The following is a 23642-nucleotide window of genomic DNA, read 5'->3' as shown; positions in this document are numbered from 1 at the left end:
GTTTCAGTGCTCGCGGTCCTCGCGTGCATGCTTGGCGCCTGCTCGACCTATATTCCGCCCCAAATCACCTATGACTCCGACGTGCCGCCACTGCCGCCGCTACCGGCCGATGTCGATGATCGGAGCCGTCCACTTCACGTCCCGCCCGCCTGGAAACCGGCGCTCGGCGGCAAATCGGGGGCAAAGGAGGAGGCCGAGCCGGTGGACAGGGTCGAAGCGGCCAATAGCGCCGCTCGCGTCCAGCCACGCAAACGCGGGTATTTCAACGCCGCGCAGATCTACAGCTTCAGTCCCGGTGCCCTGTATCAGGTCTACGCAGCGCCGGGTCAAATCACGGATATCGCGCTGGAGGAGGGCGAACAGCTGGTCGGGTCCGGCCCGATCGCGGCCGGTGACACGGTGCGTTGGGTCGTCGGGGATACCGAAAACGGAAGCGGGGACACCCGCCGCGTCCATGTCCTGGTGAAGCCGACGCGCGCGTCGATCGAGACGAACCTCGTCATCAACACGGATCGGCGCACCTATCTGATCGAGCTTCGCTCGCGCGAAAAGCCCTTCATGCCGTTGGTTGCGTGGTACTACCCGCAAGATCGGCAGGGGAAAAGACCATCGGCACCTTTGACACCTGCTTTGCCGGACATCACGCAGCGCAGGTTCCGTTACCGAATCGAAGGTGACAACGCTCCCTGGCGTCCCATTGCGGCCTACGATGATGGTCGCAAGGTCTACATCGAATTCCCGCAAGGCATCGTACAGGGCGAAATGCCGCCCCTGTTTGCCCTCGGTCCTGACGGCAAGACCGAGATCGTCAACTATCGGGCCTATGGCAATCTGCTGATTGTCGATCGGCTGTTCGCAGCCGCCGAACTCCGCCTGGGCGGAGAGCACCAGCAGAAGGTCAGAATTATCCGGACCGACGGGAGCTCGACATGACCGACCGTCAGGATGAAGAACAACCGGCCGGCACGCAGCGGCCGTCTCAGGAGCAGACAGAGCCGTTTCGGCTCCGGCCAGAATACCCGCGCGTGACTCGCCTTTCGCGCAAGGTCCTGTTGACCGGAAGCTCCCTCGCAGTACTCCTTGTTGCTGGTGCGACCTTCTGGGCGCTGCAGAAAAATCAGGCACGCGGTCCCAGGCCAGAAGAGCTCTACAGCACTGATCATCACAACGTTGCGGAGAGTATCACTGCGCTTCCGCAGGATTACACGATGGTGCCACGCCAGGTGCCGCAGTTGGGCCCGCCGCTTCCAGGCGATCTTGGCCGCCCGATCCTCGCTGCTCAGGGGCAGCCGGCTGGTACCGCGGCAGGTTCGGCCGATCAGGAGCGGCAGCGGGAGAACCAGGAGGCAGAGGCGGCGCGCATCAGCCGTCTCTTTGCTTCCACGAATACGCGAGAGGCCTCAAATTCGATAGGCGTCGGGCAAGCAGTTGATCGCGCGAACATGGCTGCACCGACGCTCAACAACGAGGAGGGATCTGCGCAGAATGCGCAGGACCGGAAGCTTGCGTTCGTGAATGCTGCCGTGGACAGGCGTACCACGAGTCCGGATCGAATCACGAAAGCTGCTTCACCTTATGTGGTGCAGGCAGGAACGGTCATTCCCGGAGCTCTGATCACGGGCATCCGCTCCGACCTGCCGGGACAGATCACGGCACAGGTCACCGCGCACGTGTATGACACGCCGACGGGTCGGTTTCTGCTGATCCCGCAGGGAGCGCGTCTCATAGGGGTCTATGACAGCCAGATCAGCTTCGGCCAGTCACGTGTGTTGCTTGTCTGGACGCGGCTGATCATGCCCAACGGGCGTTCCATTGTCCTCGAGCGTCAGCCCGGTGCGGATCCATCGGGGTTTGCTGGGCTTGAAGACGAGGTCGACAACCACTGGGGCGAACTATTCAAGGCAGCCGCACTTTCGACCTTCCTGGCCGTCGGCACAGAACTGGGAGCTGGCTCCGATACAAACAGCAACGATAGTGCGATCATTCAGGCGTTGCGACATGGCGCATCGGATTCGCTCAACCAAACTGGACAGCAAGTGGTTCGGCGCAGTCTCAACATCCAGCCCACACTCACTGTCCGACCCGGGTTTCCGATCCGCGTCAACATCAATCGTGACCTCGTTCTGGAGCCATATAAAGGGTGATTGCACATGCCAAAACTCAAAATCGGAGCGATACCAGATGAAAAACCCGTCAAGATCAATCTTGATCTGCCGGCGTCCGTGCATCGAGAGCTTGTTGCCTATGCCGAGGCCCTTTCGCGTGAATCGAGCCAATCAGTAGAGCCGGCCAAGCTGATTGCGCCGATGCTGGCACGGTTTATGGCCACCGATCGCGGTTTCAGAAAGCTTAGGCGTTCAAGTCACCCCTCTGCCGTTGAAGGCGGTGAAGGATAACGTTCGGCCAAGAGATCCAGGAAGCGCGTAAGCGCCGGGTTCTCATTGTCCTTACGCCAGTACGCGTTAAAGCCCATACGGCTTGGTCCAGAACCGTCCTGGATTTCCCGATAGACCACGCCGGTGAAGTTGGCTCCCACGTCAGCTTCAAGGACCAGACTTATTCCAAGCCCCAGGCTGACGAGGCTCTTGATGACGCCTCGGCTGACATCATGCCGCTCGATCTTTGGACGCCTCTCATTGGCAACCAGCTTTGAAACCAGCAGCTCCTTTAAATCGCTTCCCGGATCACGTTGGCTTAGAATAACTGTCTCGTTGTGAAGGTCGGTCCAGTGGATAACGTTGCGGGAGAGCAGAGGATGATCCTTTGGAAGCACAATGAGAATGCGTTCGCTCCAAACCGGCAGACTCTTCTGACCGGATAGCGTACGTCCTCCAGGCACGACGGCGACATCGGTCGTGCCACTGCGAACAGAATCCATCAGACGTGTGCGCGACTGTTCGGCTGTGGTGAGTGCGACCATGGGAGTTCGCTTCCTGAACTCCGCGAGGGTGGCACGTAGATTGCCTGCAGATATTGAGGTGCAGAAGCCCACGGAAAGGTGGCCTGCCTCGCCGCGGCCGCTGGAGCGGCCCGTTGCGACCAGTGTGTCGACCTGCTCAAGGATCATTCGCGACATTTGCAGGATCGTTCGTCCTGCGGGCGTTGGCGCGACTCCGCCGGTCGAACGGTCAAAGAGAGCCACTCCGACCAGGTGCTCAAACTGACTGATCGAGCGACTGAGCACCGAATGCTGCACAGCCAGGCATTCGGCCGCCTGTCGAAAGCTTCCGCAGTCCGCCGCAGCGACCGCCGATCGCAAATGACGAAGACTGATATTTGTTGATTGAACAGGGTGAGACATGTCTCTTGAGATCGCGATCGCTAACGGTTGGGAGGTTGAGCGGCTGAAAATGCGGCACCTCTACGCAGCTTTCAGCGCCGGCTCCCAGAGCACAGGTGAGCGAAGTGTTCCGGTGTCGCGGACCCGGGATAGTGCGGCCGCCGAAATCTCGAGATAGCCAGCGACTGCTTGGGTGTTTCCCAATGTCCTTGCCTGGCCTGCCCGCCGCAGGGGCCACCCGGCGCGTCGCAAGATGCGCTCCATCCGCGCGTCGGTCACCGTTATAATTTCTGTGAGCCGCCTCGAAAGGCCGAATTCGATCATGCCAGCGAAGAGCTCGTACGTCGCGCTGGTCAGCCCCCGCATCGTTGCGCGCGTTCCAGCGTCAACATCCAGCGCAAAACGGCTGCTTTCCCAGACCGAAGGAGCCGCTTTAAAGGGCTGTCCATCGAGCAGCAGAGGGAAGGTATCGCGCAACATCGTCGGTCCAGTAGATGGAAGCAGTCGTACGCAGCCCTGAACGCTATAGTTGCTCGATCGTTGAATCAGGTAGACGGGACCGAGTGCATCGAATTCATCGATTTCCATGTCCCCGCTGGTCTGAACGTCCCATGCGAGTCGTTCCTTGAAAACCCGATATCTAAGTCGGTGCATCTCACAAAGGTCTTCAGCAAAGGCTCCATAGAACTCCTGTGTGATGATCTGCATCATTGATTGTGCCTCCAAAGCCGCAGGGCGGGTATTGAAGGGGAATTGCTGGGGATGTGCAGCCTCCTCAGTTAAGGAGGGTGTGATACCGAAATCCGACGCACGCATCCGGCGCCCCCGGAATAGCAGGACCGTGCCGCGCAAGCATATTTGGTCGGTCGTCGCCCGTAGCGTCGCCGAACATCCTCAGAGCACTATCGACGAGTTTTTCCTGTCGGCCGATATGGAGTGGCTAGAACTCGGGAACGAGACCTAGAGTTTGAAGGTACATTCTATCGAGGATGACACACACCATGTCAGAAATCTCATGGCGGCAGGACGGGGTCGATCCTGGCTGGTTTATCGCTGAGGGCATCGGATCAATCCGAAGCACGGCCAGCTACGGACGTCCAGGAGGCTGGTGGTTCCTTCCTGCCTGGTTGCCTGACACCGAAGCGAACGACATCGGACCATCATGACAAAAGCTGCAGCATTAAAGGAAGCCGAACGTCTGGCTGCCGCCCAGGATCAAATCGCCGGGAATTAATCGCGGTTTGGCAGCTCGGGGGTGATGCCGGAACATCGTTTACCCTCGTTAGCTCATCGCTCTGAGGGCGCCAATTCCAAGGTCGAAGTGCTAGATGCGCTTGGCGGGATGACCCGGCAGACGGGCCAGTATGTCTGCGAGCGGGGCCTGGGGATCGATGTCGTTGAGCTTGGCGGAAGCGATGACGGTGTAGATGGCCGCGGCGCGCCGGCCGGCCGCACCTAGGTCTTTCGGCCAGCGGCAACAAAACGCGCGACTGCTTGGATGGTCGATCGAACGCCCAGCTTGGCCTTGGCGTTGTCCAGGTGAAATGCGACCGTATGGTGAGAGATGCCCATGATGCGGCCAATCTCCCAGGAAGACTTGCCCTGAGCGGCCCAATTTAGACATTGGATTTCTCGCCGAGAAAGCGTGACACCATCAATCTGATCGCGGGCACGCAGCTTACGTTGTGCATGTGCATGGAAAGTCGTTGCTAAAAATGGAAGTATACGAGCATGCCGGCGTACGGAACGTCCGAAGGACGCACCTCGCTCGCTGGCAGCAAATGTGACCGCGGCAACAGCGACGCCGCTCTCGTGAATCGGAACGGTGAAGCCGCAGCGAATGCCAAATCGGGCGGCCTCTTCGAAAAGCTGGCGGGCAGGCTCCGAATGTACTTCTGGCCCGAGACCAAGACCCCACTCAAAGGCCTTGTCCCGGCGAAGTGATTGGATAATCACGGGGTCGAACCGATGATACTGTTGCTGGACGTAATGCGAAGTCCAACTTGATGGATAGGTCGAAATCAGAAGCGGCTGCGCGCCTGGTCTGGAAGGTAAAGCGAGGTAGGCGAAACAACACAGATCGAGCGCGGCAGCAGTTTCGGCCATCCCCAGCCTAAGGTCGTCGACGTCAGTACTTTCGATGAGTTGATCGATGAAAGCTTGGAAAACGTAACGCATTGTCCTTCTCGCTGCAGGCACTCGAAAAATCACACGTTTGACTTTCGCCTCAATCGGTAAACTCAGATATCGGGCTCTTACGCCTTATCACTTCATGCCGCGCGGACAACGCCTGGATGCAACCCGGATAATGCGCGATTGCGGTGAAATCTGAGCGCTTGCCTCCAATGGTGAGATCAAGTCGTACAAGGTCAAGTCGTGCTTGATATCTTGTGATTGTTTTGATGCGGCGTCCCATAGCCGCGCGATCGCAGTGGCAAACAGTTTCCGCTCGACACGAGAATTCGGTCCGGTAATTCGCCACTTACGGCTGCTCATCGACGAATGCCATGTCGGTCTCGTGCGCTTCTTTGAAATCCTGCGTGATTGCACAGAGAATCGCGGAATTTCAGCGCGAGTTGGCTCCAATTTCGCAAGTTTGCCCCGCGATTCCCACTAGAAGGGGGCCGTCCAAGAGGAGATTCCAAATGAAGGTCGGTGTTCCCAAGGAGATCAAGACGCACGAATACCGCGTGGGCCTGACTCCTGGGGCTGTCCGCGAATATGTGGCCGCAGGCCACAGCGTGCTGATCGAGACCACGGCTGGCGCTGGCATCGGCGCAACAGACGACCAGTACCGCAAGGCTGGCGCGACGATTCTGGGGTCCGCTCACGATGTATTCGCATCGAGCGAGATGATCGTAAAGGTCAAGGAGCCCCAGCCTTCGGAATGGACCCAGCTGCGAGAGAACCAGATCCTCTTCACATATCTGCATCTGGCGCCGGACCCGGAGCAGGCTAAGGGCCTCATAAAGTCCGGATGTACCGCCATTGCCTACGAGACCGTGACTGGTCCGGCTGGCGGGCTTCCGCTGCTTGCGCCAATGAGCGAGGTTGCGGGCAGGCTTGCGATCGAAGCGGCCGGCGCGGCGCTGAGGCGCTCCTCAGGTGGGCGGGGGCTATTGATCGGCGGCGTGCCCGGCGTGCAGCCGGCCCGTATCGTTGTGATCGGAGGCGGGGTTGTTGGTGCGCATGCCGCACGGATGGCGGCGGGACTGGGTGCCGAGGTCACGATCCTCGATCGTTCGATTCCCCGGCTTCGCGAACTGGACGAACTATTCGAGGGGCGCGTTCGCACCAGGTTCTCGACCATAGAAGCCGTTGAGGAGGAAGTATTTGCAGCGGACGTTGTCATTGGGGCGGTGCTCGTTCCCGGCGCCAGCGCGCCGAAGCTGGTCAGCCGCGGCATGTTGGGTTCGATGCGCAAGGGTTCCGTCATCGTGGACGTAGCTATCGATCAGGGCGGATGCTTCGAGACCTCGCGTCCGACGACGCATGCGGATCCAACCTACGAGATGGACGGCGTCATTCACTACTGCGTCGCCAATATGCCCGGAGCTGTCCCGCTCACCTCAAGCCAGGCATTAAACAATGCCACGCTGCCCTTTGGTTTGGCTCTTGCCAACAAGGGATTTGCAGCCGTGCTCGAGAATCCGCATCTGCGCGCAGGCCTCAATGTCTATCGGGGCCGGCTAACTTATAAGGCGGTGGCCGAGAGTCTCGGCCTACCGTTCTCACCGATCGAACAGGCCGCGGCCTGATCCCCAGAGGCTCCTTAGGGGGCGTTTTCCTCCCTGACTTGGGCCACTCCTTCCTCCGGAGTGGCCCTTTTTTTGGAAGAGAGCCAGCGCAACTCCGCGCAAGACAGCGTGACTTGCCCTCAGGCTGCGATTTCGCACGACCATCATCGCTGATGGGGGCGCCGGGCGTCGGCATCGGGCCAGAAGCGGTGGACCCGTTCGCGCGCGAGCGTCGTTGCTTGCGACGAGATCGAACCGCTGCCGAGCCAGTCACAGCGATCCGGTAGGTGGCTCGATCTTGGCCCAGGAAGCCTCCGTCAGGCGCAAGAAGTTCATAAGCAGCACGTCCCCTTGTTCCGTGAGTATCGATTCCGGATGAAACTGCACGCCAAATGTCGGTTGGAAACGATGTGCGAGCGCCATGACCTCGCCTTCGTCCGAACGCGCTGTCACCGTAAGATGCGGGGCGCGAGCCTCATCGAGCTCAACAACAAGAGAATGGTAGCGCCCGACGCGAAGTGGGGATGGGAGCTCCTTGAACAGCCCTCGACCATCATGCGTTACATACGAGGACCGACCGTGCATAGGGCGACGTGCAAGCGCCACGCCTCCGCCGAAAGCGCTTCCGATACACTGATGTCCGAGGCAAATGCCGAGAAGTGGTACGCGACCTGAAAGCCCGCGAACGACGGCCGTGGATATTCCGGCCTCAAGTGGAGTGCAGGGACCCGGTGAGATGACCACTGCGCGCGGCTTCAAGCCAACAAGGTCCCTGACGCTGATCTCGTCGTTCCGGACCACCTCCGTTGCCTCACCAAGGTTGCGGAAATAGCGGGCAATGTTGAAGACGAAGGAATCGTAGTTGTCGATGATGACAATCAAACTGCACCGGATCGTTCAGCACGAAACGCATCGAAGATGCGCTTCGCCTTGGCCAGCGTCTCCTCGTATTCGGCCTCTGGGTCCGACATCGCCGTTATCCCGCTGCCTGCATGAAAGACAGCCACATCGCCGTCGATCGTTACAGTGCGAATCGCAATGTTTGTGTCCATGTGCCTATTAAAGCCAATGAAGCCGATCGCCCCGCAATAGAGCTCGCGTGCTACACGCTCGATTTCCGATATGATTTCCATCGAGCGCACCTTTGGCGCTCCGGTAATGGAGCCGCCGGGAAAGCAAGCGCGAAGTAAGGTAACGGCGTCCTGGTCTCCTGCAAGTTCACCCGTAACGACCGACACGAGGTGGTGCACCGAGGCATAGGATTCGAGGTCGCACAGCGCTGGAACTTCGATCGAACGCGCAGTGCAGACACGTGACAGATCGTTGCGTAGGAGGTCGACGATCATGACGTTCTCGGCGCGGTCCTTTTCAGACGCAACGAGGATTTCAGCTCGGCGTTGGTCTTCCTTCCAATCAGCGGAACGCGCGATCGTCCCCTTGATGGGGCGTGTTTCGACCCGGCCTCCACCAAGCTTCAGGAAACGCTCCGGCGAGCTCGATGCGACGGTCAGCTTGCCATAGCGCAGGAGCGCCCCAAACGGTGCGGGGTTCGATGATCGTAGCTGGCTGTAGAAGGTGAGGGGGTCGAAGGAAGTCGGCACCCTGGCGCTGAAGCGCTGCGCAATGTTGGCTTGGAAGACGTCTCCGGCCAGAATCAAGCCGACGACGCGCTTGACCGCCGCAACATAGTCCTCGCGGCTGAAGTTCGAATGCCAGGCGCCCACGCAGCCGGAGGATGTATCCCGCGGCGTCTCTGGGTTGGCAAGCAGTGCTGCAAATTCGTCGGCTCGACGGCGTGCACGCTCTACGTGACGTACAGGATCCTGCTCCGGCCATCCTGTGGAAATGATCCAGCATTTGTTGTGCCGGTGATCGTAGCTCACGACTACGTCATAGAAATGCAGGAGCGATTGGGGCAATCCCTGCCCGGGAATTGCGGGCGTCGGCAAGTGCTCTAACGTCCTGTTTAAATCGTAAGCAAGGAAGCCGGCTGCGCCTCCCTGGAACGGGGGGAGATCGGAGCGATGCTCTTGCGAATAGTTGGCGAGAAGGGCGCGAAGAGCTTCCCAAGGGTCGCCTTCAAGAGGCTCTCCGTTCCAACTCGCCTGTCCGTCCGCGACCATAAAGGTACTGAACGGATCGCAGCTCAAATATGAATAGCGGCCGAGCAATTCATGCCTGGCCGCGCTATCGAGAAACGTAAGCTGCGGTCGATGAGCCAGACGTCGCATCGCCATGACGGGCTCGATCCACGGCAGCTCGCGGACGTGCATTGGGCTGTCAGTCACTGATGACTTGCGAGCTGTGAGATGTGCTCAGATTGTGATCCCGAGCCCACTGAGAGCGCTGGTCTGGGACCCGGGGACCGTTGAGGCCGATTGTCAGCTTAGCCCCCGCCAGTCGGCTCGAGGCGCCGAGCAACTTGACCTGTTGCTGCCGTCGAGGCCAAGCGCGCATCCGTTGATACGGTGTAATCGGCCGCAAACCGCAGCTCGCGGAGCGGTCGCACCCGGCTAATCGATTCCTGGTATAGGTCGTGAGCTCTGTAGGCTGCGAGTTCCCTCTCGTTGTCGAACTCACCGTAGACCACTACGTCGATATCGTTGCCGAACTGGTCGGTCTTGCGATTGCGACCAACCTCGAGCAGGCGTGCATGTGGGATTGTGGTGAGAACTGACAGGCCTTCGATCATTTCGTCGATCTGGGCCTTATCCTTGGCGGTAAACAAAACGATGTGACGAATCATGATGGGCCTGGGGTGATAGGGGAAGTAGGCGCATAACTATCTTGGCCTTGAGCGCGCTGCAACATTACCCCAGCGGGTCGCAATCGCCGCAACGGCCTTGCTGCTGGAGCTTCTGCCCGCGGTCAAGCGGGGCGCCATTTGAGGAACGTGGCTGCGGTCCAGGCCCAGTGCAAGCTAGATCCCGCGACGTGAGCCGCCGGCACTCGGGCGGTCATCGTTGCCTCGGTGTCAGGGTGAAACCGCCCTCAAACCCAGCCACATGCCATCGGTCTTGCAGCTCTTCTTGTTGGGATCTGAATAGACGAAGGTGCCGCGTGAATTCGTCGTTCGTCCATGCGCGTAGCGGTGGTGAACAGCACAACCCGGCTCTCCTGTGGCGCAGTAGGTGCAACCCACATCGGCTTTTTGAGGCGGTTGACGGTCGCGGCACGTGAGCGCTCCAGCTTTGTCGAGACGGCGTCGCGATCGGGCGGGCCACGACCTGGGCGACACGCTCGAGACGTCGTCCTCGATAGGCCCGTCGCGCGCAGCCACTCTAGGGGCTGCAGAAGCACCTTTGGGCGACCGATTTACGATCGGGCTGAGCTGGCCGGATGTCAGCCGATCGTCCCTTTGCGGTGAGCCCGCTATGCCGGACCAATAGTCGATTTCTACGATGAACTTCTGCGCCAAATAGGGAAACGTCGCGTGAAGTATGCGCTGGCAGGAAGGAGATCGGCGATTTTCTTCTAGAACAAAGTGATAAACTTTGCGCTTATCGACGGTGCCCGATCGAAAGGTGTCCAGGTCAAGGTCAAAGCAACGAGTGCAGGCGGAAATGGATGCGGAAGCGCGAACGCGGATTGAGCTACGTCGCGCCCCGCCACGCGTCGCAAGCCTGAGCCCTCCAACGAGCAATGGGAGATGCAGGAATTGGAGACGGACATGTCCAAAGACCATCAAAAACTTCAGCGCAACACCGTCAAACGGTGCGCCATTTGCACCGGAAAGTTTGGCCTTATTCGTTACTACTCTTCGCGAACCGCCCTCTGCTCAAAGAGGTGCGTTGAGCACTTCAAGTCCCGTTGCGAAGCGGACAGCAATTGGTTGCGGCGATTACCTGCCGCCTGAGCGGTCATCGGCGGCTGAGATGGCGCCCGCCCCGGGGGACGCGCCTCCTACTGCGGTCCGGAGTGCCGCACGTTTACTGCGGGGCCGAAAACGTTGACGTCGAACAGCGCGCGACAATCTCGCGAACTGCGTACCGACCGCAGGGAAGGCGTGGATCTCCATCATGAAGTTCGTATTGGTCAATCATAGGGCCCCGCTCAACAGGGCGGTCTGCACCGCATGCGCGGAAGTTCTCGGCACCGGATACCTGCGGGACGTGTCGACGCAGAGGCCGTACTGTGGTTACGATTGCTACCTTCGCTACGAAGCCAGGAGCCTGTTGATGCCCTGGCTGAAAACGTCATGTGCCGAAGCGGATGCCTTGAAGCTTCACGCCTCGCTGCTCGAACTCATGACGTCGTTTGCCGCAGCATCCTGCTGGTATTCGATGTCACTTGCAGCCTTGCGGGTTGGGGAGCTCATGGCCGTAGAACTGTCCAACACTGTGCGCGAGGGAACATGGACGTTTGGCTCGCCCCCGTGGCGCGGCTACGGAGGTAGCCCCTGCCCACCGCAATGAGGACCGCTGAGCTTGATGCGTCGATACAGATACCAAGAAGCAGCTCCGTTATTGCAAGCTGGTTTCAGGAATACCCAAAATGGCGGAGCATAGCTTCTGGCGCTTCTCGCGAACGCTGCATCGCGCGATCAATGACCGGCATTTTGAGGACATCGAGGCCCTCCTCGACGAGGAGGTCGACTGGGCGCTCTATGGTCCGATCGACATGTTTCCATTTCTCGGCGCTCGGCATGGCAAGCACGCCGTGCTCGACGTCATCCGGGAGATCTCTGACAATGTCCAGATTCGCCGTTTCGACCGCGAGAGGACAACGCTCGACGTCGATGCCGCAGCCTCCATGCTGCGCTGTTCCCTGGCGGCGCGCAAATCCGACAAGTCCATCTCGCTGCGCGCGGCGCAATTCGCTCAGTTCAAGGCCGGCCGGCTCATCAGCATGCGTGTGCTCGTCGACACCTTTGATCTCGTCGAGCAGGCACTCGGCCGGCAAATTCATCTCCCGAAGATGACAAACTGAGATGAGCGGCGCCAGCGGGTCTCTCCCTGTCTTGGGGTCGACGATGGCGCGTGCGCGATGCTTACGCCGGACGCGATCGCGTCTTCAGGGTGATGATGGCGATCGGCGTCAACGTAGACAACTTCGTAAACGGACCGGAAGCCTTTTCCAGTCAGGAGGCGGGAAGGGCAAGGCGCTCAATGGTTTGAATGTGACGCGCGAGCAGGGTGCAGGCTTGATCGACGTTGCGGGCTCGCAGTGCCTGCAGAATCAGCCGGTGATCCTGATTGGACCGCGGTCGCCAGCCGGCACTTCGCGCCATTGCAAACACCAGCCGCGAATTTGCAAGCTGCAGTCCATCGAGACTAGCGAGCAGGCGCGGCATTGCGCAGGGTGCCACCAGCGCGTGGTGAAAGGCGCGGTTGGCCATTTCAAAATCCTCAATTGTCTCGGCATTATCTCCTTCAATGAGAGCGAGCTCGATCCGTGCCAAGTGAGCCGATGTAAGCTTTGGAGCCGCATTGCGCAATGCGACCACTTCGAGCGCGGCCCGCATCTCGGCGATCTCCTTCATCGACTTGGTGTCGAGAGGAGCAACCCGCACACCGCGACGGGGCCGAGCTACGACAAGGTGTTGGGCTTCCAGCTGCCGAAAGGCCTCGCGGACCGGAACGTGGCTGGAATGGAACTGCCGCGCGACATGATCCTGCCGGAGTGGAGCGTCTGGCTGCAGCGCGCCGCTGATAATGCGCTCACCGATCGAGTCAGCGATGCGGCCGGCAACCGTCGTGTTCTCGTCCATCGCCATAGATTATCTACCAGAAAAACGAATGCGCTCACTTAGGACATCCTCTAGCATTGGTCGAGGCACGTTATCATAGATAATCACTCGCATTATCTATGATTGATCGCAAAGGGGCGCGGCTCTTATGGTTGCTGCTGTGGACGTGAAGCGAAGCGACGAAGGCAACAGCGTGCAGCTTCGTAGAAACTGGAAGCGCGCCGAGGTGGAAGTACTCTATAGCCTGCCGTTTGCCGAGTTGATGTTTCAGGCGCAGAGCGTTCATCGGGCCAACTTCAATCCAAACCACGTCGAAACCGCAAGCCTGCTCAGCATCAAGACCGGCGGCTGTCCGGAGGACTGCGGCTACTGCTCGCAGAGCGCGCATTACGATACCGGGCTGAAAGCCACCCGCCTGATGAATCGCGCCGATGTGGTCGCGACCGCGCAGCGTGCCAAGAACGCCGGAGCGACCCGCTTCTGCATGGCCGCGGCCTGGCGCAGTCCAAAAGACCGCGATCTCGATCAGGTCTGCGGCATGGTCGGTGCGGTCAAGGGTCTCGGCATGAAGACCTGCGTCACGCTCGGTATGCTGACGCGGAAGCAGGCTGCGCGGCTCTCAGAGGCCGATCTCGACTTCTATAACCACAACGTCGATACCTCGGCGCAGTTCTACGGCAAGATCATCAGCACGCGCACCTTACAGGACCGGATCGACACGCTTGCACATGTGCGCGCGGCGGGCATCAAGGTCTGCTGCGGCGGCATTATCGGCATGGGTGAGCTCGTCGAGGATCGCCTCGCCATGCTCGTCCTGCTTGCCAACCTACCCTGTCATCCGGAAAGCGTTCCGATCAACCTGTGGAACGAGGTCAAGGGCGTGCCGGTGAATGACACCGCAGAGCGCCCCGATCCCATCGCGCTGGCGCGCCTGGTCGCGACGACCCGCATCATGATGCCCAAGAGCGTCGTGCGGTTGTCCGCTGGACGTCAATACATGAGCGATGAACTGCAGGCGATGTGCTTCCTAGCGGGCGCAAATTCGATCTTCATCGGCGACGTGCTGTTGACCACCAATAACCCGAAAGCCGACCGCGACACGAATTTGCTGGCCCGGCTCGGCATCACGTCCCGACTTACTGAACACAGCAGCGCGCATGCTGCGCGCCAATTCCATCGAAGGTGACCAATGCAGATTACGGTGATGAAGGGCAAAATCCACAGCGCCTCCGTGACTGAAGCCGATCTGCACTATGAAGGCTCGATTTCGATTGACCAGACCTTGCTGGACGCTGCGGGGCTCTTGATCAACGAACGCGTCGAAATCTACAACATCGACACCGGAGGGCGCTTTGCCACCTATGTGATCGAGGCGCCACGGGGGTCCGGCATAATTGGGCTGAATGGTGCGGCCGCGCGACTTGCGATGCCTGGAGATAAGGTCATCATTGTTGCATATGCCTCCTTCGATGAGGCGGAAGCAAAATCGTTCAAGCCGCGCGTCGTGCTGGTCGACCGAGAAAACCGCATCCGGTCAGGTTGAAAACCAAAAGATCGGTCTTGGAGCCATTGTCCTTGGCGGCCAATGGAAGGTCTGCGCGATGATCGTAACAGCGAAGAATGAACTCAATCCATATGACTAAAGTTGTCGACTATGCCGCGGCCTTGCATGCGCTGAAAGAAGACGATCAGTTGCGCAGCCTTAAGCCGCGCGCAGGCGTGGATTTCGTATCGAACGACTATCTCGCGCTCGCGTGCGCGCCGCGCATGAAAAAGGCTGTTTTGGCGGCGCTCGACGCTGACACACCGATCGGAGCGGGAGGGTCGCGGCTTCTGCGCGGCAATTGCGAGGAGCACGAAGTTCTTGAAGCAGAGGCGGCACAGTTCTTTGGAGCCGAGACGGCGCTCTTCTTCAGCGGCGGGTATGTCGCAAATTTTGCTGTTTTGACAACGTTGCCGCAGCGCGGCGATCTCCTCGTTCTGGATGCTCTCGTGCACGCGAGCGTCCACGAAGGCGCGCGGGCTGGCCGGGCCGACTTTCGCATAAGCGCCCATAACGAGCCTCAGTCGGTCGAAAACACAATCCGCGACTGGCGCGCCCAGGGCGGAATGGGCCGGGTCTGGATCGTGGTTGAAAGTCTCTACAGCATGGATGGCGACTTCGCGCCGCTCGAAGACCTCGTCGCTATCGCGGACCGGCACGACGGGTTCCTGATGGTCGATGAGGCCCATGCCACAGGCGTCTACGGGGAGCTGGGACGAGGACTCGCCGCCTCCTATGAGGGGCGAGGAAATCTGCTGGTCGTTCATACCTGCGGCAAGGCGCTGGGCGCTGCAGGCGCGCTCGTCACTGCCTCGACGGCCATGCGCGACTTCATGGTCAATCGCTGCCGCCCGTTTATCTTCGCCACAGCGCCCTCACCATTGATGGCCGTTGCCGTGCGGGAGGCCCTGTTAATCCTGCAGCAGGAACCCGAGCGGCAGCAGCGTCTGGCCAAGCTTGTCGCGTTCACGCATCGGGAGATCGGCGTGCGCGGCGGCCAAATTCCTTCGGCCTCGCAGATCGTGCCCTATATCGTTGGCGACAACGCGCGGGCGATGCAGCTCGCATCGAGACTGCAGGCTCGCGGGTTCGATATCCGCGGAATTCGGCCGCCGACCGTGCCCGCCGGCACGGCCCGTTTGCGAATCTCACTGACACTCAACGTCGTGGAGGATGACGTGCTTGCAATGCTCGATGCGCTGTTCGAGGAGACGAGAGGTGAAGCCCGATGAGCCAGCAGATCGTCGTGACAGGCACAGATACCGGGATCGGAAAGACGGTCTTTTCCGCGGGCCTCGCGAATCTCCTCGGCGCAAACTATTGGAAGCCGATTCAGGCCGGCCTCGAGGGAGAGACCGATACTGAGGTCGTTACGCGGCTGGGCAGTATCTCAGCCGATCGCATTGTGCCGGAGGTATACCGCCTTCGGACGCCGGCTTCTCCGCACTATTCCGCCGAAATCGACGGAGTTCGCATCGACGCGGATTCGCTCCATGTGCCGCAGACCGGCGAGCGACCGCTCGTGATCGAGGGTGCTGGCGGGCTCATGGTACCACTGAACGGCAGCACGTTTTATATTGACGTCTTCGAGCGTTGGCGGCTCCCCGTCGTGCTTTGCGCCAGCACGCGACTAGGGACGATCAATCACTCGCTGCTGTCGATAGAGGCGCTCCGAAAGCGCCAGATCCATATTCTTGGGATAGCATTCATTGGCGAAAGAAATGCAGAAACTCAGAGCGCAATTCGCGAGATGGGTCGGGTGCGTTGGTTGGGGCGACTGCCTTGGCTTTCGCCTCTCACACCAGAGACGCTGCAGGACGCGTTCAAGAGTTCATTCCGTGTCGAGGATTTCAAGCCATGATGCCAATCAACCTGACCTCAACCCAAGAAGTCGTCGATCTGGCATCGGGTCACGCAGTTCTGGATGGCAGCTTGGCTTCAAGAAAGCTGGTCTGAGTCTCGGCTCATGGTCATAGACTCTGCAAATGGTGAACCTCGTCGCGTCCCCTTCAAGCCACCGCTCGAAGCAAGATACATGTCGGTTGACGGCTGCTTCGCAGGCAACTGCCTCGTTCTGAACACGGGCGAGGATGGCGCTCTCCTTGAGAATATTCCGCCAACGCTGGATGAGTTCTTTTTGATCTTCACTTCAGCGGCAAGGCCGGTTTTCCGACGATGCAAGAGAGCATGGGTTCGGGGCAGCAAGATGAATGTCGATTATCAGCGCTAGCTTCGCAAGGCATATGTAGGAAGCAAGTAGAGGAGCAACAATGCGCCGCTGCCACGACGACCAGATCAATGCCTTCATTGCGGAAGCAATGAATGAGCACGATTTGCGAGAGCGATCGGGTGTGCGTTGGCGAGGGCGAGTGCCCGGGCTGTCTCCTCTCATTGCAAACGCACCAAGGCCCGCGTTCGAGGCCTCATTCCGTGCTGATGATTTCAAGCCATGACGCCAAAGAAGAGGTCGGCGATCTGGCATCCGTTCACGCAACACGCGCTTCAGGGCGAGATGACAAAGGTTCTGCGTGGCGACGGTACTTATCTCTACACCGCGGATGATCGCAGTATCATCGATGCTATCTCATCCTGGTGGGTCGTGACCCACGGTCATTGCCAACCGTACATTGTCAGTGCGATTCAGGAACAGGCGGGCAAGCTCAACCAGATCATCTTTGCCGGCTATACCCACGATCCGGCTGAGGAGGTTGCGGCGCTACTCTTGAAGCTCGCACCCCGTGGGCTCGACCATGTCTTCTTCTCCGACAGCGGCTCCACGAGCGTGGAAGTCGCCTTGAAAATGGCGATCGGCTATTGGAACAATATCGGCGAGCCGCGGACACGCATTGTCGTGATGCAACATTCCTATCACGGCGATACAATTGGGGCGATGTCGGTGGGAGCCCGGGGCGTGTTCAATGACGCATACGGGCCCTTGCTGTTCGATGTTACCGCAATTCCGTTCCCTGCGGTGGGCCGTGAGCAGGCGACCCTCGATGCGCTCGAGTCCGCATGCCGAAACGAAAGTCCCGCAGCCTTTATTGTGGAGCCGTTGATTTTAGGGGCAGGCGGGATGCTGATGTACCCCGCTTGGGTGCTAAGGGAAATGAAGCGGATCTGCGAGGCCTCTGACGTCCTGTTCGTTGCCGACGAGGTCATGACGGGCTGGGGCCGTACCGGAACACTATTCGCCTGCGAGCAGGCCAATGTCACGCCCGATATCGCCTGCTATTCGAAAGGCCTCACCGGAGGGGCGCTCCCACTGGCAGTGACGCTCTGCCGCGCGGATATATTCGATGCGCATTACTCAAAAGATCGTACGCGTACGTTCTTTCATTCGAGTTCATATACAGCGAATCCGGTGGCCTGCGCCGCCGCAAAAGCGAATCTGGATCTGTGGCAAGATCAGGAATCTCGCCGGCGCGTCGCGTCCGTCGCCACGATGCAAGAGCATGCAATCGAGCCATTCCGCGCGGACCCGCGCTTTGCAAACGTCCGTCGGACCGGCACCATCACAGCGCTCGATCTGAAAACGAGCGATCCGGGGTATCTAGCAAACATCGGTCCGAAGCTTCAGGCCTTCTTCGAAGGCCGAAATCTCCTGCTGCGACCACTTGGCAACACGATCTACGTGATGCCGCCTTATTGCGTCACGGCGGTCGATCTTGATCAGATCTACGCCGGTATCAGGGATGCTGCCGATGCGCTGGCCTGAAGGTGCGGCTCGAGCGCGAGCTAACGGAACCCAGCTGCTGCCGCAAGATGAATATGCTGGCCGAACCTGAACCTGCCGGTGGCTTTGGCAAAGCATCCGGGGCGCTGTCGCAGATATGCCCGATGCCGGGCCCGGCGCAAACTCGCCAAATGTGGGAAGAGCGGTACCGCGCTGTCGCGGTGGTGGCCGGCGCGATGCAAAGTCGCTCCGCAGAAATGTGGTGGTTGGAAAGCCTCCGCTTCTGATGATTGCGCAATCATTAGACGTTTCTATCTGCCCGCCGCTGGCTTTGGAAACGTGCCTCTCTGTTTCGCCTCCACCATTGACAGTCTTCTCTCACCTTCCGTAGGAAGCCTCGAGTCCGGGGATGCGGGCAGTGGAGCGATCGGGATATTAGATGAGCCACATTCCAGAGCAGCCTGTTGAACGTGTCACGATTCCAGTTCTGCAGCGATGCAAGGAGGAGGGGCGCCGTATCGTCATGACCACCGCTTACGACGCGGTTACGGCGCGCATCGCCGATCCCATCGTCGATGTCATCCTCATCGGGGACAGTGTTGGCAACGTCTGCCTCGGATTTGACAACACGCTGCCGGTCAGTATGGCCATGATGAACCATCACCTGGATGCTGTTGCGCGCACGAGAGCTCGTGCCTTGCTTGTTGCCGATATGCCCTTTCTCAGTTTTCACCTCAGCATTGAGGAGACGATACGCAACGCCGGGGGCTTTCTGCAGCGAGGCGCGGCAGCGGTTAAGCTCGAAGGCGGAGCGAAGCGCATCGAAATGGTCCATGCCCTGGTCGATTGCGAAATTCCTGTGATGGGGCATCTGGGCCTCACTCCGCAGAGCGTCAATGTCATGGGTGGTTTCAAGGTGCAGGGCCGGAAGGCCGACGACGCTCTGCGCCTGCTCGACGACGCCCACCGTCTGCAAGAGGCCGGATGCTTCGCTCTGGTCCTGGAGGGCGTCCCGGCGGAGCTCGCCGCGCGCGCGACGGAATTCCTGACGATACCGACCATTGGAATTGGCGCGGGTCCCAGTTGCTCGGGCCAGGTGCTCGTATTCCATGATGTGCTCGGATTGACTGAAGGTCATCGGCCTAAATTCGTTCGCGCCTATGCAGAGGGTTTTCAGCTGTTGCAGAAGGCGCTGTCGCGCTGGGCCGCAGATGTCCGCAGCGGTGCGTTCCCGGGATCGCAGGAGTCCTACGGGCTTCCCCAAGGTGTTGGCGAAACGATCGCAAACTGGGCTCCCACCTAACCTGAGGTACAGCAAAGCAATGCAGACACTCACGACAGTCGCCGAACTTCGTCGCGCTCTTTCAAACGCCCGCAGGGCCGGTAAACGCGTCGGATTCGTGCCGACCATGGGCTATCTGCACGACGGCCATCTGGCGCTGGTCGAGGCAAGCCGGGCGCAATCTGACGTCACCGTTCTCAGCATCTTCGTGAATCCCACTCAATTCGGACCGAACGAGGATCTCAGCACCTATCCACGTGACTTCACGCGCGATGAGAGGCTATGCCGCGATGCCAATGTTGCCATCGTCTTTGCGCCGGCTGCCAGCGAAGTCTATCCGGCTCAATTTGAGACCTTCGTCGAGCCGGGCGACCTGGCAAAACCACTCTGCGGAGCGTTCAGGCCGGGGCACTTTCGGGGTGTCGCGACGGTCGTCTGCAAACTGTTCAACATGGTGCAGCCGGACGTCGCGTTTTTCGGACAGAAAGATTTTCAGCAATGCGCGGTCGTGCGTCACATGGCACTTGATCTCGATCTTCCGATCGAGATCGTTACCGTGCCGACGGTCCGGGAAGCGGATGGGCTCGCGATGAGCAGTCGCAACCGCTATCTCAGCGAGGAAGAACGTCGGCGGGCCCGTGCCATCAGCCGCGGACTGTTCGCCGCGGCGGACAAGTGTCGCTCAGGAGAACGCGACGTCGAAAAGCTGCTTGCAATCGCAAAAGGGCATTTGAACGAGGTCGATCGGCTGCAATACCTTGAGCTTGTCGACCATGACACGCTCAAGGCCGCCGAAAGTCCGCTACGCCGCCCGGCGGCACTGTGCGCCGCCGCCTATGTAGGCTCGACGCGGCTGATCGACAATGTGATACTGGCGTGACCGACTTCCTAGCACCAGCAAAACAGGTGCGGTGAAATCCGTCGGTAAATTCGCGCGAACGCGGAATTTAAGCGCCGCGCCGAGATAAATGGCATTAATCAGCAGCCAGATGCCCTTACCATGCAGGGTAGGCGCAACCCCGTTATGCGAGTCGACGTTTGGCGGGCCGACAACAATGACTCGGTCAAATCCCTCTCAATTCCGGTGACGCGGCATAGGAGCAGGACATGGCAAGCCATTTCTACCGGTTCCGCATGGGCGCGTATGCCGAGACATTGTTTCAGCGCAGCAAGCGCGAGAAGCAGCAAATGATTTGGCTGCAGTACAACTTGATGCGGCTCGGGGGTGAAGTCGTGCGATCCGAGCGCTGGTCTATCGCGGCGGAGCAGCCAGTCCGGCTTGAACGCGGCGCGGCCCAAATCGCCCGGAGAGGTGAGACGAGCCTCGACGACCTCAAACAAATCGGCCGCGAAGCGTTTCCCGAAGTCGCCGACCATGTGGCGGCAGGCGTGAACGATAGCAAGTTGTCGTTCTCTGAACATCCTGGTGAGCTGTCCACTGGGCCAAACCCCTGCGTCTTCATGTTCTCCGACGCAAACCGATCATGCAGAGAGTTGTAACGCAACCGGCTGCGTCGCGCCTGTGCTCCTGGAAGAAAAGTGTGTGCCTATAAACGCGAATTCAGAATTCCGAAATCAATCTAAATTAGCAAGCCACTCATCGACGAGCAGAGCAGGCCAGCTCCAGTTTGCTCGATACTGAATAATCGCTCGTCGGATCAGGGGCAACCAGCACCCTACCGGGCGAATAAAACTTATCACGGGGTACAATGACCGGAGTAGCGAGCAGACTTATCGGGCAGTTGAGGAGTTGGCGGGGCTTCCGCATTGGATTGCGCGGCCAAATGGCACTGCTCCGGATTTCGGGAGTTGTTGTCACAGGTGCACTCTGCGCCGCCGCCCTGAACTACGCGAGCCTGGTCCAGAGCGAGGCGAACGACAGCAGCAAGTTCAAAGCTCATGTCGCATCGTTGTCACAAAGCTTCCTGGAGTCGCGACAAATCACGAGCGACTTCCTGCGCAAGCCCAGCGAAATGTCGATCACGAAGTATGCGAAGAGCCATGAGGAGCAGTTCGCAGACCTGAGCCGGGTCGAAGCATTTGTGTCGGCTCTGCCCGACGACGACCCACGGAAGGAAGCGACCGCGTTGCGATCTGTGATCAGTCTCTACGCGACGCGCTTTCAAAACGTCGTCTCAGCGCAGCGCAACCTCGGCTTCAATGAAGATGATGGATTTCAGGGCAAGCTGCGCAAGGCCGTGCACGCTATCGAGGAACGTCTAGCCGCCGAGCTGAACCAGCCACGACTCACGATCTTGATGCTGACGATGCGTCGGCACGAGAAAGACTTCATTCTCCGTGGCGAAGACAAATATGGCGATCAACTGGCCGACCGGGAGGCGGAGTTCGAGACCGCGCTTGCTCAGGCGAGCCTGCCCGCGGAGATGAAATCCCAGCTCCTCGAACTGATCCGCGCATATAGGTCGAGCTTTTTGTCCTTTATGGTGACACAGCAGGCGCTGAGCGATCAGGCCGACGATCTCGGACAAATTTACGACCGCATCAGCCCGGCGCTTGAAAAAATCATGGCCGCCGCTGACATGCGCTCGCGGGCTGCCGAAATGCAAGCAGAACAAATTCAGCGGAAGCTGATTTGGCTGATCGGATTTGCAACGTTGCTCGTTGGCCTGCTCGCGTTGCTGTTCGGCCGGCGCGTCGCAAAGACGGTCGCTTCGATGACGGCGGCCATGCGCCAGCTCGGCGACGGTCGGTTCGACGTCGTTCTGCCAGGTCTTGGCCGTAAGGATGAACTTGGCGAGATGGCCGAAGCGGTCGAACTGTTCAAGCTGAAAGCGCGCGAGAGGGCGCAAGCCGAAATCGATGCAAAGGCCGAACAGGATCGTACCGCCGCCGAGCAGCGGAAGGCCGATATCGCTCGGCTCGCCGGCGAATTCGAAACCGCTGTGGGTAAGGTTATCGATACGGTCTCGTCTGCCTCCTCAAACCTTGAAGCCTCCGCCCGCAGCCTTACCTGCACGGCTGATCACAGCCGGCAGCTCTCGGTCGAGGTCGCGAGCTCATCGGAGCAAGCGTCTGGCAATGTTCAGCTTGTCGCGACAGCGACGGACAAAATGGCGGCAACGATCGCCAACATCGGCCGGCAGGTCGAAGAGGCCGCCGATATCGCGCGCGAAGCGGTTCGCTGGGCCGAACTCAGCGACCAGCGCATGGTCGGTCTGGCGGCTGCGGCGGAGCGGATCGGCAGCGTGGTCCAGCTGATCGCCACGATTGCGCGGCAGACCAATTTGCTCGCGCTGAACGCGACAATTGAAGCGGCGCGCGCCGGCGATCTCGGCAAAGGTTTCGCGGTTGTCGCTGATGAAGTGAAGTCTCTCGCAACACAAACGGCGCACGCAACCGTCGAGATCACGGAGCACATTCACGGCATTCAGACGGCGACGACTGACTCGGTCAGCGCGATTGCCGACATCGGCGTCATTATCGGCCGCATCTCGGAGATCGCCGTGACGGTGGTCAACTCCATTGCAGAACAGGGGGCAACGAGCAAGAACATCGCGTCCAATCTGCAGGAAGCGGCGGCCAGAACCAGCCAGGTGGCGGCGAGCGCCATTGAAGTGACCAACGGCGCAAAGGAGACAGGAGGGGCGTCGATGCAGGTGCTGATGTCTGCCGAACTGTTGTCTGGGGAAAGCGCGCGGCTGAGGCGCGAGCTCGGCAGCTTCATCGGGAGGGTCCAGGCGGCTTAAGCCGGCACCTCAACGTCACGAGCCGCCGGAGCCGGAACATCGATGCGTTTTCGAAGATTGCTCCAGTTTGCCTTAAGGCGAGGGTGCGGGCGAAAGCGTCTTCACGTGCGCGATCAAAGCCCTCGCACGTCCTGTCCTTCGAGCAACCGCCTGCACGTGAGATGACCCTAGCTCCTCTCATCGCCGTCCATGCTCCACGTTTGATCGCTCCTGCTCCAGAGCTTCCATACCGTTTCGATGCAGCCAAAGAAGCGCCCTTGCGAGCTGACGAAGATCGTTTCGGCTCGTACCAACGGGCAGTCGTCGTGCACGACGGAGAGCATCCGCAACTTGCTTCTCCAATCGCGATAATTCCCGCTCTGTCATCGTCACTTAACCAATCTACACTCAGTCATACAGTACGTTGCTGAGTTGGCCCAAAGGCACTCGTGCCCGGACTCGGAAAGACAGCAGCCGCAGATCTCAAGCATGCTGGCAACGCAATCTGCGCCCCGCGCCATTTCGCTCGCTAGGGCACGTTGACGGGTGGCATGGGCGCGGTCGGTCCCGGCACGAAACCATCCTGGTGTCGGCCATGGACCGCCAGCGCAATTGCAAAGGTCACAAGGAGAATGATGAGTCCACGCATGGCAAAAAGCTTACTCCGGTAGCAGTATCGGATTTATGAAACACCTCGCACTCCGGAGCGTTTGAGAATCGGCGTGCAAAGACGGCGACCTCTAAATCAGACG

Annotated in this window: 21 protein-coding genes and 1 pseudogene; 14 read left to right on the top strand and 8 right to left on the bottom strand. The window is 59.7% G+C overall.

Features of this window, described 5'->3' with window-relative positions; all coding sequences use genetic code 11:
• Positions 1 to 27: 27 nt before the first annotated feature.
• From trbG to ACP2YP_RS34730, 3 genes are read left to right on the top strand one after another with little or no spacing between them, the layout of a single operon-like run.
• The gene (gene trbG, locus ACP2YP_RS34740; protein ID WP_426426379.1) at positions 28 to 933 is read left to right on the top strand and encodes a P-type conjugative transfer protein TrbG; all 906 of its coding nucleotides are present in this window, start codon (positions 28 to 30) and stop codon (positions 931 to 933) included.
• Positions 930 to 2144 (top strand): TrbI/VirB10 family protein, encoded by a 1215-nt coding sequence (locus tag ACP2YP_RS34735; RefSeq protein WP_426420807.1) that lies wholly within the window; start codon positions 930 to 932, stop codon positions 2142 to 2144. The genes trbG and ACP2YP_RS34735 overlap by 4 nt, the downstream gene beginning before the upstream one ends.
• A gap of 6 nt (positions 2145 to 2150) precedes the next feature.
• The gene (locus ACP2YP_RS34730; protein ID WP_426420805.1) at positions 2151 to 2396 is read left to right on the top strand and encodes a DUF2274 domain-containing protein; all 246 of its coding nucleotides are present in this window, start codon (positions 2151 to 2153) and stop codon (positions 2394 to 2396) included.
• On the opposite strand, the gene ACP2YP_RS34725 is transcribed toward ACP2YP_RS34730, so the two are convergent.
• The 4 genes and pseudogenes from ACP2YP_RS34725 to ACP2YP_RS34710 all read right to left on the bottom strand — a co-directional run bounded on the left by ACP2YP_RS34725 (position 2363) and on the right by ACP2YP_RS34710 (position 5458).
• A complete protein-coding gene (locus ACP2YP_RS34725; RefSeq protein WP_426420803.1) occupies positions 2363 to 3301 on the bottom strand; it encodes a LysR family transcriptional regulator in 939 nt (312 codons plus the stop codon). The genes ACP2YP_RS34730 and ACP2YP_RS34725 overlap by 34 nt on opposite strands.
• 60 nt (positions 3302 to 3361) lie before the next feature.
• Positions 3362 to 3991 (bottom strand): acyl-homoserine-lactone synthase, encoded by a 630-nt coding sequence (locus tag ACP2YP_RS34720; RefSeq protein ID WP_426420801.1) that lies wholly within the window; start codon positions 3989 to 3991, stop codon positions 3362 to 3364.
• Between the two features lie 596 nt (positions 3992 to 4587).
• Positions 4588 to 4727: pseudogene (locus ACP2YP_RS34715) on the bottom strand (transposase domain-containing protein); the annotation flags it as partial.
• Positions 4728 to 4735: 8 nt separating this feature from the next.
• A complete protein-coding gene (locus ACP2YP_RS34710) occupies positions 4736 to 5458 on the bottom strand; it encodes a helix-turn-helix transcriptional regulator (RefSeq protein ID WP_426420799.1) in 723 nt (240 codons plus the stop codon).
• Between the two features lie 467 nt (positions 5459 to 5925).
• Here ACP2YP_RS34710 and ald point away from each other — a divergent pair, with 467 nt between their 5' ends.
• The gene (ald, locus tag ACP2YP_RS34705; protein WP_426420797.1) at positions 5926 to 7038 is read left to right on the top strand and encodes an alanine dehydrogenase; all 1113 of its coding nucleotides are present in this window, start codon (positions 5926 to 5928) and stop codon (positions 7036 to 7038) included.
• A 249-nt stretch (positions 7039 to 7287) separates the two neighbouring features.
• Here ald and ACP2YP_RS34700 read toward each other — a convergent pair whose 3' ends face one another.
• The 3 genes from ACP2YP_RS34700 to ACP2YP_RS34690 all read right to left on the bottom strand — a co-directional run bounded on the left by ACP2YP_RS34700 (position 7288) and on the right by ACP2YP_RS34690 (position 9763).
• On the bottom strand, positions 7288 to 7899 hold the full coding sequence (locus ACP2YP_RS34700) for an anthranilate synthase component II (RefSeq protein WP_426420795.1): 612 nt from the start codon (positions 7897 to 7899) through the stop codon (positions 7288 to 7290).
• Positions 7896 to 9290: an aminodeoxychorismate synthase component I gene (gene pabB / locus ACP2YP_RS34695; protein WP_426420793.1), complete on the bottom strand. Its 1395-nt coding sequence runs from the start codon at positions 9288 to 9290 to the stop codon at positions 7896 to 7898. The genes ACP2YP_RS34700 and pabB overlap by 4 nt, the downstream gene beginning before the upstream one ends.
• 113 nt (positions 9291 to 9403) lie before the next feature.
• Positions 9404 to 9763: a Dabb family protein gene (locus ACP2YP_RS34690; RefSeq protein ID WP_270163303.1), complete on the bottom strand. Its 360-nt coding sequence runs from the start codon at positions 9761 to 9763 to the stop codon at positions 9404 to 9406.
• A gap of 1748 nt (positions 9764 to 11511) precedes the next feature.
• On the opposite strand from ACP2YP_RS34690, the gene ACP2YP_RS34685 reads away from it, so the two are divergent.
• A complete protein-coding gene (locus tag ACP2YP_RS34685) occupies positions 11512 to 11946 on the top strand; it encodes a nuclear transport factor 2 family protein (RefSeq protein WP_426420791.1) in 435 nt (144 codons plus the stop codon).
• A 151-nt stretch (positions 11947 to 12097) separates the two neighbouring features.
• Here the strand turns inward: ACP2YP_RS34685 and ACP2YP_RS34680 are convergent, their stop codons facing one another.
• The gene (locus tag ACP2YP_RS34680; protein WP_426420789.1) at positions 12098 to 12733 is read right to left on the bottom strand and encodes a GntR family transcriptional regulator; all 636 of its coding nucleotides are present in this window, start codon (positions 12731 to 12733) and stop codon (positions 12098 to 12100) included.
• A 121-nt stretch (positions 12734 to 12854) separates the two neighbouring features.
• Here ACP2YP_RS34680 and bioB point away from each other — a divergent pair, with 121 nt between their 5' ends.
• The 9 genes from bioB (at position 12855) to ACP2YP_RS34635 (ending at position 22911) form a co-directional block, all read left to right on the top strand.
• Positions 12855 to 13892, top strand: a complete 1038-nt coding sequence (bioB, locus tag ACP2YP_RS34675; protein ID WP_426420787.1) for a biotin synthase BioB — start codon at positions 12855 to 12857, stop codon at positions 13890 to 13892.
• Positions 13893 to 13895: 3 nt separating this feature from the next.
• On the top strand, positions 13896 to 14249 hold the full coding sequence (gene panD, locus ACP2YP_RS34670) for an aspartate 1-decarboxylase (protein ID WP_426420785.1): 354 nt from the start codon (positions 13896 to 13898) through the stop codon (positions 14247 to 14249).
• 77 nt (positions 14250 to 14326) lie between these two features.
• On the top strand, positions 14327 to 15481 hold the full coding sequence (locus tag ACP2YP_RS34665; RefSeq protein ID WP_426420783.1) for an 8-amino-7-oxononanoate synthase: 1155 nt from the start codon (positions 14327 to 14329) through the stop codon (positions 15479 to 15481).
• Positions 15478 to 16110, top strand: coding sequence for a dethiobiotin synthase (gene bioD, locus ACP2YP_RS34660; protein ID WP_426420781.1), 633 nt, complete (start codon positions 15478 to 15480; stop codon positions 16108 to 16110). The genes ACP2YP_RS34665 and bioD overlap by 4 nt, the downstream gene beginning before the upstream one ends.
• Positions 16111 to 16698: 588 nt before the next feature.
• Positions 16699 to 17964, top strand: coding sequence for an adenosylmethionine--8-amino-7-oxononanoate transaminase (locus ACP2YP_RS34655; protein WP_426420779.1), 1266 nt, complete (start codon positions 16699 to 16701; stop codon positions 17962 to 17964).
• 397 nt (positions 17965 to 18361) lie between these two features.
• Positions 18362 to 19225, top strand: coding sequence for a 3-methyl-2-oxobutanoate hydroxymethyltransferase (panB, locus tag ACP2YP_RS34650; protein ID WP_426420777.1), 864 nt, complete (start codon positions 18362 to 18364; stop codon positions 19223 to 19225).
• A gap of 19 nt (positions 19226 to 19244) precedes the next feature.
• The gene (gene panC / locus ACP2YP_RS34645; protein ID WP_426426378.1) at positions 19245 to 20084 is read left to right on the top strand and encodes a pantoate--beta-alanine ligase; all 840 of its coding nucleotides are present in this window, start codon (positions 19245 to 19247) and stop codon (positions 20082 to 20084) included.
• A gap of 227 nt (positions 20085 to 20311) precedes the next feature.
• Positions 20312 to 20704: a hypothetical protein gene (locus ACP2YP_RS34640; RefSeq protein ID WP_426420775.1), complete on the top strand. Its 393-nt coding sequence runs from the start codon at positions 20312 to 20314 to the stop codon at positions 20702 to 20704.
• A 284-nt stretch (positions 20705 to 20988) separates the two neighbouring features.
• A complete protein-coding gene (locus ACP2YP_RS34635; protein ID WP_426420773.1) occupies positions 20989 to 22911 on the top strand; it encodes a methyl-accepting chemotaxis protein in 1923 nt (640 codons plus the stop codon).
• Positions 22912 to 23642: the final 731 nt, after the last annotated feature.

Source organism: Bradyrhizobium genosp. A, from assembly GCF_049949275.1.
Lineage (GTDB): Bacteria > Pseudomonadota > Alphaproteobacteria > Rhizobiales > Xanthobacteraceae > Bradyrhizobium.
This window is presented reverse-complemented; position numbering and strand designations above follow the sequence as displayed.